This is a genomic window from Agromyces binzhouensis (assembly GCF_004135055.1).
Taxonomy (GTDB): Bacteria; Actinomycetota; Actinomycetes; order Actinomycetales; family Microbacteriaceae; genus Agromyces; species Agromyces binzhouensis.
The window spans coordinates 1-9,546 of sequence record NZ_SDPL01000087.1 but is presented as its reverse complement, the minus strand read 5'-3'; the positions used below and the strand labels follow the sequence as shown (position 1 = coordinate 9,546).

9 protein-coding genes are annotated in these 9,546 nt (G+C 71.1%); all 9 read left to right on the top strand.

The window, feature by feature from the left end; genetic code table 11:
* A partial coding sequence (locus ESO86_RS06550) for a Rossmann-like and DUF2520 domain-containing protein (RefSeq protein WP_129234172.1) occupies positions 1-705 on the top strand: 705 nt, incomplete at its 5' end.
* Between the two features lie 50 nt (positions 706-755).
* A complete protein-coding gene (gene panC, locus ESO86_RS06545; protein ID WP_129234173.1) occupies positions 756-1,598 on the top strand; it encodes a pantoate--beta-alanine ligase in 843 nt (280 codons plus the stop codon).
* 111 nt (positions 1,599-1,709) lie between these two features.
* Complete coding sequence (gene lysS, locus ESO86_RS06540; protein WP_129234171.1) at positions 1,710-3,218, top strand: lysine--tRNA ligase; 1,509 nt, start codon at positions 1,710-1,712, stop codon at positions 3,216-3,218.
* Between the two features lie 13 nt (positions 3,219-3,231).
* Positions 3,232-3,381 carry a hypothetical protein gene (locus ESO86_RS18625; protein ID WP_165307422.1) on the top strand — a complete coding sequence of 50 codons (150 nt, stop codon included), beginning with the start codon at positions 3,232-3,234 and terminating at the stop codon, positions 3,379-3,381.
* A 27-nt stretch (positions 3,382-3,408) separates the two neighbouring features.
* Positions 3,409-3,588 (top strand): hypothetical protein, encoded by a 180-nt coding sequence (locus ESO86_RS06535; protein WP_129234170.1) that lies wholly within the window; start codon positions 3,409-3,411, stop codon positions 3,586-3,588.
* A 6-nt stretch (positions 3,589-3,594) separates the two neighbouring features.
* Entirely contained in the window at positions 3,595-5,061 is a 1,467-nt protein-coding gene (cls, locus tag ESO86_RS06530) for a cardiolipin synthase (protein WP_129234169.1), read from the top strand.
* Between the two features lie 209 nt (positions 5,062-5,270).
* Positions 5,271-7,850: a M14 family zinc carboxypeptidase gene (locus ESO86_RS06525; RefSeq protein WP_165307420.1), complete on the top strand. Its 2,580-nt coding sequence runs from the start codon at positions 5,271-5,273 to the stop codon at positions 7,848-7,850.
* A 195-nt stretch (positions 7,851-8,045) separates the two neighbouring features.
* On the top strand, positions 8,046-8,834 hold the full coding sequence (locus ESO86_RS06520; RefSeq protein WP_129234167.1) for a DeoR/GlpR family DNA-binding transcription regulator: 789 nt from the start codon (positions 8,046-8,048) through the stop codon (positions 8,832-8,834).
* Positions 8,831-9,546 (top strand): 1-phosphofructokinase family hexose kinase (locus tag ESO86_RS06515; RefSeq protein WP_129234166.1); only part of this gene is annotated, 716 nt, incomplete at its 3' end. The genes ESO86_RS06520 and ESO86_RS06515, both read left to right, overlap by 4 nt.

Sequence of the window (9,546 nt, the reverse complement as noted above, 5' to 3'; positions counted from 1 at the left end):
GTCGGCGCGGTCCTCGCCTCCGCGCTCGGCGGCGCCGGCCATGCGCTCACGGGCATCGCCGCGGTATCCGACGCGAGCCGCGAGCGCGCCGCCGCGATGCTGCCCGACGTGCCGATCCTCGCGCTGCCCGAGATCGTCGAGCGCAGCGAACTGGTCCTGCTCGCCGTTCCCGGCGACGAGCTCGCCACGCTCGTCGAGGGACTCGCGACCGCGGGAGCCTGGCGACCCGGTCAGCTCGTCGTGCACACCGCGGCCGCGCACGGCGTCGGCGTGCTCGAGCCGGCGATGCGGGCCGGGGCGATCCCGCTCGCGATCCACCCGGCGATGTCGTTCACCGGGACGAGCCTCGACCTGGGCCGCCTGGCCGGCGCCTGGTTCGCGGTCACGGCGCCCGCGCCGGTCCTCCCGATCGCCCAGGCGCTCGTCGTCGAGATGGGCGGCGAGCCGTTCGTCGTCGCCGAGTCCGACCGACCGGCGTACGCCGAGGCGATCGACACCGCGGTCTCCTTCTCCACGGCGATCGTCGACCAGGCCACGGGCATCCTCGAGGGCATCGGGATGCCTCGGGCCGGCGCCGTCCTCGCACCGCTCGTCCGCAGCGCCGTCGAGAACGCGCTCGCCCGACACGACCCGGGCCCCATGATCGACGGGGCGGCTACGATCGACGGGGCCGACGACGATCGGCCGTCGGGAGGTGGCGCGTGACGGACGACGACGAGCGGACCCGCCGCTCCGGCGGCGGGCAGGCGGAGCCGGTGGTGCACGGCACGGTCGACGGCATCCGCGACGCGGTCGCGGGGCTGCGAGACGCCCGTCGCACGGTCGCCCTCGTCCCGACCATGGGCGCGCTCCACGACGGCCACCTCGCACTCGTGCGCCGTGCGCGCGCGATCGCCGACGCGGTCGTCGTGTCGATCTTCGTGAACCCCCTGCAGTTCGGCGCGGGCGAGGACCTCGACCGCTACCCGCGGACGCTCGACGCCGACGTCGCCGCGCTCGCGCGCGAGGGCGTCGAGCTGGTGTTCGCCCCGTCGGCCGCCGAGATGTACCCGGAGGGCGCCGTCGAGACGAGCGTCGTCGCGGGGCATGTCGGCAGCCTCTACGAGGGCGCCTCGCGTCCCGGGCACTTCGACGGCATGCTCACCGTCGTCGCGAAGCTCTTCCACATCGTCCAGCCCGATACGGCCGTGTTCGGCCAGAAGGACGCGCAGCAGGTCTTCCTCGTGCGCCGGATGGTCGCCGACCTGAACGCGCCGCTGGCCATCGAGGTCGTCCCGACGGTCCGCGAGGCCGACGGCCTGGCGCTCTCGAGCCGCAACCGGTACCTCGACGCCGACGGACGTCGCGCGGCGCTCGCGCTGTCCGAGTCGCTCGCGGCCGCCGAGGCCGCCGCGGGGGAGGGCCTCGACGAGGTGCTCGCCGAGGCGGCCGCGGCGTTCGGCGACCACGAGGCCATCGAGCTCGACTACCTCGTCGTCGTCGACCCGGCCACGTTCCTGCCCGTCGACGAGGAGGCGACCGGTGAGGCGACCGTGCTCGTCGCGGCCCGCGTGGGCGGCACGCGGCTGATCGACAACGCCGGCATCGTGCTCGGCTGAGCCGAGGCATCCGGCTGCCCTTCAGGTCGGCGCGTCGCAGCGGGATACGCTGGTGCGTGGCATCCGCTCGGATGCGCACCCCACGAACCCACCCCGACACCGGAGACGCCAATGGCCGACGAGACCACGCACGAGCCGACCGCCGAGGAGATCTCGGAGCAGAAGGCCGTGCGACTGGCCAAGCGCGAGCGGCTCATCGCCGGCGCCTCCGACCTCGGCGACGGCGCGTACCCGGTCTCGGTGCCCATCACGACGACCATCCCCGAAGTGCGTGCGCGCTTCGTCGGGCTCGGCGTCGACGAGCGGAGCGGTGAGACGGTCGGCGTGTCCGGCCGCGTCGTGCACCTCCGCAACACGGGCAAGCTGTGCTTCGCGGCCCTGCAGTCGGGCGACGGCAGCCGCATCCAGGCGATGGTCTCGCTCGGCGAGGTCGGCGAGGAGTCGCTCGCGGCGTGGAAGGAGCTCGTCGACCTCGGCGACCACGTGTTCGTGGCGGGCGAGGTCATCACCAGCCGTCGCGGCGAGCTGTCGATCATGGCGACCGAGTGGCGGATGGCGGCCAAGGCCATCAACCCGCTGCCGAACCTGCACAACGAGCTCTCGGAGGAGACGCGCGTCCGGAGCCGCTACCTCGACCTCATCGCGCGCGAGCAGGCGCGCCGCAACGTCCTCGACCGCGCCACGGTCAACGCGAGCCTCCGCTCGACCTTCACGAGCCTCGGCTTCGTCGAGGTCGAGACCCCGATGCTGCAGGTCATGCACGGCGGCGCGTCGGCCCGGCCGTTCATGACCCACTCGAACGCGTTCGACACCGAGCTGTACCTGCGCATCGCGCCCGAGCTCTACCTCAAGCGCGCCGTGGTCGGCGGCATCGAGCGCGTGTTCGAGATCAACCGCAACTTCCGCAACGAGGGCGCCGACTCGACGCACAGCCCCGAGTTCGCGATGCTCGAGGCCTACCAGGCGTACGGCGACTACAACTCGATCGCCGACCTCACGCAGAAGCTCATCCAGGACGCCGCCTACGCGGTCGCCGGTTCGCACGTGGTCACCTGGGCCGACGGCACCGAGTACGACCTCGGCGGCGAGTGGGATCGCCTGTCGATGTACGACTCCCTCTCCGCGGCGGTCGGGGAGCAGATCACCCCCGAGACGCCGATGTCGCGGCTGAAGGAGCTCGCCGACGCGGTCGAGATCGAGGTCGACCACCCGTTGCCGGGCAAGTACGTCGAGGAGCTCTGGGAGCACCACGTGAAGTCGGGTCTCGTGCGGCCGACGTTCGTCATGGACTTCCCGCTCGACACGTCGCCCCTCGTCCGTCAGCACCGGTCCATCCCCGGCGTCGTCGAGAAGTGGGACCTCTACGTGCGCGGCTTCGAGCTCGCGACGGGCTACTCCGAGCTCGTCGACCCGGTCGTGCAGCGCGAGCGGTTCGTCGAGCAGTCGCGCCTCGCCGCGGGCGGCGACCCCGAGGCGATGCGCCTCGACGAGGAGTTCCTGCGCGCGCTGGAGTTCGGCATGCCGCCGACGGGCGGAATGGGCATGGGCATCGACCGCCTGCTCATGGCGGTCACCGGCCTCGGCATCCGCGAGACGATCCTGTTCCCCCTGGTCAAGTGAGAAGGATGCCGCGATGAACGACTACCTCCCCAAGAAGGACCTCGAGCCCGAGCGCGATCCGCGCCAGCCGTCGTTCGCCCGGATCGCGATCTGGGTGATCGTCGCCGCAGTGGGCGTGTACCTGCTCGGGTCGGGCATCTGGGGCATCATCACCGCCGGTTGAGGAATCCGCGGGTATTCTGGAACGGCTATGGACGATTTCTGGCTGAACGCGATCTGGTCGCTCGCACCGACCGTGCTGATCGGACTCATCTTCTGGTTCGTGATGCGATCGCTGCTGCGCGCCGACCGGACGGAGCGCGATGTGTACGCCAAGATCGAGGCCGAGGAGCGGGCGAAGCTCGCCGACGAGCGCCACCGAGCCGCGTAGCCCGGCATGACGTCGGCGCAGATCACGGCGATCATCGCCCTGCTGATCCTCGTCGTGGACGTCGTCGTCCGCATCATCGCGATCATCGTGGTGCCGCGGAACCGCCGTCCCACGGCCGGCATGGCGTGGCTGCTCGCGATCTTCTTCATCCCCTACCTCGGGGTGCTGTTCTTCCTGCTGATCGGCAACCCGAAGCTGCCGAAGGCGCGGCGTGCGAAGCAGGCCGAGGTCGACCGCTTCATCCGCGAGAGCACCCACGGCGTCGAGCAGGCCAGTGACCACAGCGAGTGGCCCGACTGGTTCGAGGGCGTCGTGCGGCTCAATCGCAACCTCGGTGCGATGCCGCTCATCGGCCACAACAGCGCACGGCTCATCGGCGACTACGAGGCCTCGCTCGACGCGATGGCCGATGCGATCTCGCGCGCGACCCGCTACGTGCACGTCGAGTTCTACATCTTCTCGTACGACGACACGACCGCCCGCTTCTTCGACGCGCTGGGTGACGCGGTGGCGCGCGGCGTCGAGGTGCGCGTCCTCCTCGATCACATCGCGTCACGGCGATCGAAGGGGTACCGGCGCACGCTCCGACGGCTGACGGGCATGGGGGTCGAGTGGCGGCTGATGCTCCCGGTGCTGCCGTTCCGCGGCAAGTACCAGCGTCCCGACCTCAGGAACCATCGGAAGATCCTCGTGGTCGACGGCGAGGTCGCGTACATGGGTTCGCAGAACGTCATCGATCGCAGCTACAACAAGCGCGGGAACATCCGCCGCGGCCTGAAGTGGCAGGAGCTCGTCGCCGAGGTCGAGGGCCCGATCGTCTCGGGCCTCGACGCGATCTTCGCGACCGACTGGTACCTCGAGACCGGCGAGGCGCCGTCGCGCGAGGAACTGATCCCGTTCGCCCAGCCGCCCGCCGAGCAGAACCTCGACTGCCAGGTCGTGCCGAGCGGTCCGGGGTATCCGAACGAGAACAACCTCAAGCTCTTCCTCGCGCTGCTCTACGCCGCCCGCGAGAAGATCATCATCACGAGCCCGTACTTCGTGCCCGACGAGGCGATGCTCCGGGCGATCAGCGGGGCGACGCAGCGCGGGGTGCACGTCGAGCTCTTCGTCTCCGAGATCGGCGACCAGGCGCTGGTCTACCACGCGCAGCGCTCGTACTACGAGGCGCTGCTCCGCGCCGGCGTGCGGATCTACATGTACCGCGCGCCGTTCATCCTGCACGCGAAGCACTTCACGATCGACGACGACGTGGCCGTGATCGGCTCGAGCAACATGGACATCCGGTCGTTCGAGCTCAACATGGAGGTGTCGCTGCTCGTGCGCGGCGCGTCGTTCGTCCGCGAGATGCGCGCGGTCGAGGACGGCTATCGCCGCGACAGCCGCGAGCTGACGCTCGAGGAGTGGATGCGGCAGCCGCTGCGGTCGACGGTGCTCGACAACCTCGCGCGGCTCACCTCCGCGCTCCAGTGACGGCGCGATCGCGCAGGATTCTTCACACGAACGCAACGAATCGCTCTGGAGACCGCATGCGTTCGCATGCAAGGCTGGCTGGTACCGCTTTCCAGCGCACGATTCCACCGAGGAATCCTGCGTGGTTCGTCCGCGCCGGCGAGATCCGCCGGAGGCGCGCGGCGAGCCGGTCCCGATCCGAGTCCGCAACCCTACGGAGCACCATGTCGATGCAACGCACCCTTGCGGGCGCGGGCGTCACGGCCGTCCTGGCCGCGACGCTCGTCGCCGGTTCCACCCCAGCGGTCGCCCTCGAGGGCGACCCTGCCGTCCCGATCGTCACCCCCGTCTCGCCGCTCGTCGCGCCGCCGTCGAGCTATCCCCACCAGCCCGAACTCGCCACCGTCGCGGACGACCCGACCGACGCGTCGATCAACCGAGGCGTCATCCCCTACGACGAGATCGCACCGCTCCTCAACGGACTCACCGCCGTGAGCGACCGCATCTCGGTGCAGGTCGTCGGGCAGTCCGCGCTCGGCCGCGACATCCACCTGGTCACGCTGACCGCCCCCGAGAACGCGGGTGAGACCAAGCGTCAGGCGACCTTCCGCGACATGATCAAGCACAACCCGGAGGCGGCGGCGAAGAACGCGTCGCTGATGGCGAACTACAAGGTGCCGATCTGGTTCAACGCGAACATCCACGGCAACGAGTGGGAGGGCACCGACGCGGTCCTCGAGTACATCGAGCACCTCGCGACGGCACCGTACGACGAGGTGAAGGACGTCCTCGAGCGCAACCGGCTGTACTTCACCGTCACGAACAACCCCGACGGGCGCGCGCTCGGCCAGCGGGCCACGGCCGACGGGTTCGACGCCAACCGCGACATGATCACGGGCGCGACCAGCGAGGCCCGGATCATCCGCGACCTGTCGGGCGTCATCCAGCCGACCTTCTACATCGACCTGCACGGGTACACGAGCGTGCTGCAGGTCGAGCCCTGCGGCCCGCCCCACGGCGAGAACTACGAGTACGACCTCTTCCTGCCGCACGCGTACGCCGCCGCGCTCGAGATCGAGGAGGCCGTCACCGCGGCCGACATCCCCGGCAACACGTACCTCGACCGCACGACGAACCGGGTGACGACCGAGAACACCGGCAACATCCGGATCCCGTACCGCGACATCCGCTCGGGATGGGACGACTGGCCCCCGATCTTCACGCCGCAGTACGTCGCCTACCAGGGCGCGATCACGAACACGGTCGAACTGCCGCTCGGACGCGTGAACCCGCCCACCGACCCGCGGAACCCCGCGAACTCGGCGGTCAACGTCGAGGTGGCCGGCGTCGTGATCGACACCTCCGTCGACTACGTGATCGAGAACGCCGACGCGCTGCTGTCGAACCAGATCGAGATCTTCCGCCGCGGCGTGGCGGGCGAGCCGCTCGTCGAGATCCCCGCCGACGTCGACCCGGCCGAGGTGGCCGAGCCGAGCCAGTGGGCCGAGATCTGGGACGAGACCGACGTCTACACCGCCGAGTTCCCGCGGGCCTACGTCATCCCGGCCGGTGACGGCCAGCGCTCGGCGACGGATGCCGCGAACCTGGTCGACCAGCTCATCGCCAACGGCGTCGAGGTGCAGCGGGCGTCCGCGGCCTTCACCGCCGGCGGGACCACGTACGAGGCGGGCTCCTACGTGGTCGACATGCACCAGCCGCTGCGCGGAATGGCCAACGTGCTGCTCGCGGACGGCTCGGACATCTCCGACCGCGTGCCCGACATGTACGACATCTCCGCCTGGAGCCTCGCGCTGCTGTGGGGCGCGGACGTCGATGCCGTCGGGTCGACCGGCGACCCGGCCGTCAGGGCCAAGCTGAAGGACGTCGCCGAGGCGGCGCCGACGGGGTCGGTGCCCGCGCAGGGCGGCTACCTCGAGCTCGCGACCTCGGGCGTGGCCGAGTACCAGGCCGTCAACGCGCTGCTCGAGTCGGGCGTGCCCGTCTCGGCGTTCGCGGACGGCACCGTGATCCTCGGTCCGGATGCCGCGAGCCACGCGGCCGCGGTCGAGGTCGCCGACCTCTACGGGGTCTCGTTCACCGCGTCGGACGGTTCACGACTGGCCTCGGAGGAGAGCAGCGGCCTCGACGACCTCACGGTCGCCTACTCGGGCGGCGGCGAGGAACTGCAGACGCTGCGCAAGCTCGGGTTCGACGACCCGGTCGCGATCTCGTCCGCGGCGTTGACGAACGGCACGGCGACCCTCGACGGCGTCGACGTGGTCTGGATCGGGGGCACGCTGAACTTCTCGTCGGCGCAGGCCGCCGGTCGCGCCGTGATGGCGGAGTACCTGGCCGCCGGCGGCGGCGTGGTCGGCGAGGGCACGGCGATCGCGAGCTTCGCGAACTCCTTCGGCCTCGTCTCGTCGACCGCGACGTCGGGCACGGGCGGGTCGAACGGCATCGTGTCGGTCGACCCGGTGGAGGACGGCCTCCTCGGCACGTTCCCGCAGGACACCGCGTTCGTCTACCCGGCGGTCTGGTACACGAACCTCGGCGCGAACGCCGTCGTCGAGCAGACGTACGCCGCGGACCCGTTCATCTCGGGGCACTGGCGCGACTCGGCCGGTCGTTCGACCGCGGATGCGGCGGGCCAGGCCTCCGCGGTCTCGGCCGAGACCGAGGCCGGGAACCGGGTGCTGATGTTCGGCACGTCGATGAACTTCCGGACCCACCCGGTCGGGCAGTTCGGCCAGATCGCGCGCGGGCTCTTCTGGGCCGGCACCGAGGGTGCGGAGGTTCCCGCCCCGTAGGTCGACGGATGGCACGGCACGGCGCCGGTCGGGATGCGTTCCCGGCCGGCGCCGTCGTGTGCCTGCGACATCGTCGCCGAACGAGGCTCGTGTGTGGTTTTCTGTGGGAATTTCTGCGAAACGGTTGCATTTCTTGGAAAGAGCGAGGTAAACTCACACGAACGCAGGTGATCGAAGATTCGGCAGGGAGGCCGCATGTACGCGATGGAGCGACAGGAGCACATCCTCGACGCGCTCGCACGCACCGGGCGGGTCTCGGTTGCGGGGCTCGCCGACGAACTCGACGTCACCGCGGAGACGATCCGGCGCGACCTCGACGCGCTCGAGCGGGTCGGCCGGCTGCGTCGCGTGCACGGCGGCGCCGTGAGCGCCGGCCGCGCGAGCCTGACCGAGACCACGGTCCTCGAGCGCACCGGCCAGCAGTCCGAGGCGAAGCGGGCGATCGCCCACGAGGCCATGGCGCTCGTGCCGCCGACGTTCACGGGCTCGATCCTCCTCGACGCCGGCACGACGACCGGTGCGCTCGCCGAGGCGCTGGCGGACTGGAAGCCCGCCCCGAACACGCCGCCGCTCACGGTCTACACGAACTCCGTCCCGATCGCCGCGCTCCTCCACGGCAGCCGCGACCTGGTCGTCCGCATCATCGGCGGCACGATCCGCGGCATCACGAGCGCCGCCGTCGGGCCCTCCGCGATGGCCCAGCTCGCCGAGATCCGCCCCGACATCGCCTTCATCGGCTCGAACGGCGTGAGCGCCGAGTTCGGGCTCTCGACGCCCGACGAGCTCGAGGCCCAGGTCAAGCAGGCCATGGTCGACCGGGCACGCCTCGCCGTGGTCCTCGTCGACTCGTCCAAGCACGACGACGAGGCCCTGCAGCGCTTCGCCGCGCTCGACGAGGTCGACGTGCTCATCACCGACGCGCCGCCCGGGCCCGCGCTCGCGGTCGCGCTCGACGAGGCAGAGGTGGAGGTGCGAGTCGCATGATCGTCACGCTGACCGTCAACCCGTCGCTCGACCGCACGGTCGAGCTCGACCGGGAACTCGAGCGCGGCGAGGTCCAGCGCGTCGCCCGCAGCGTCGAGGAGCCCGGCGGCAAGGGCGTCAACGTCACCCGCGCGCTGGTCGCCGCCGGCACCGACTCGGTCGCAGTGCTCCCCGGTCGCGCCGACGACCCGCTCGTCGTGGCGCTCACCGCCGTCGGCCTGCCCGTCGCGACGGTGCCCATCGCCGCGCGACTCCGCTCGAACATCGCGATCACCGAGCCGGACGGCGTCACCACCAAGCTCAACGAGCCCGGTCCCGCGCTCGACGACGACGAGCAGCGCGCCCTCATCCGCGTCACGGTCGAGCGGTCGAGGGATGCCTCGTGGCTCGTGCTCGCCGGCTCCCTCCCGCCGTCGCTGCCCGACGACTTCTACGTCCGCGTGGTGCACGAGGTGCGCGCCGCCGGAGTCGGCGCGCGCATCGCCGTCGACACGTCGGGCGCCCCGCTCGCCGCGCTCGTCGACTCGGGGGAGGAGATCGACCTCATCAAGCCGAACGGCGAGGAGCTCGCCGAGCTCACCGGCGAGGTCGACTCCGACGCGCTCGAGGCCGACCCCGAGCGGGTGGCCGCGCTCGCCGTGCGGCTCGCGCCGCGCGGCATCCACTCGGCGCTCGTCACGCTCGGCGCCCGAGGCGCCGTCCACGTCGGGGC

Excerpts from the sequence above, each read along its gene's own strand:
- lysS (WP_129234171.1), top strand. The coding sequence starts at position 1,710 with ATGGCCGACGAGACCACGCACGAGCCGACCGCCGAGGAGATCTCGGAG.
- ESO86_RS18625 (WP_165307422.1), top strand. The coding sequence starts at position 3,232 with ATGAACGACTACCTCCCCAAGAAGGACCTCGAGCCCGAGCGCGATCCG.
- ESO86_RS06535 (WP_129234170.1), top strand. The coding sequence starts at position 3,409 with ATGGACGATTTCTGGCTGAACGCGATCTGGTCGCTCGCACCGACCGTG.
- cls (WP_129234169.1), top strand. The coding sequence starts at position 3,595 with ATGACGTCGGCGCAGATCACGGCGATCATCGCCCTGCTGATCCTCGTC.
- ESO86_RS06525 (WP_165307420.1), top strand. The coding sequence starts at position 5,271 with ATGCAACGCACCCTTGCGGGCGCGGGCGTCACGGCCGTCCTGGCCGCG.
- ESO86_RS06520 (WP_129234167.1), top strand. The coding sequence starts at position 8,046 with ATGTACGCGATGGAGCGACAGGAGCACATCCTCGACGCGCTCGCACGC.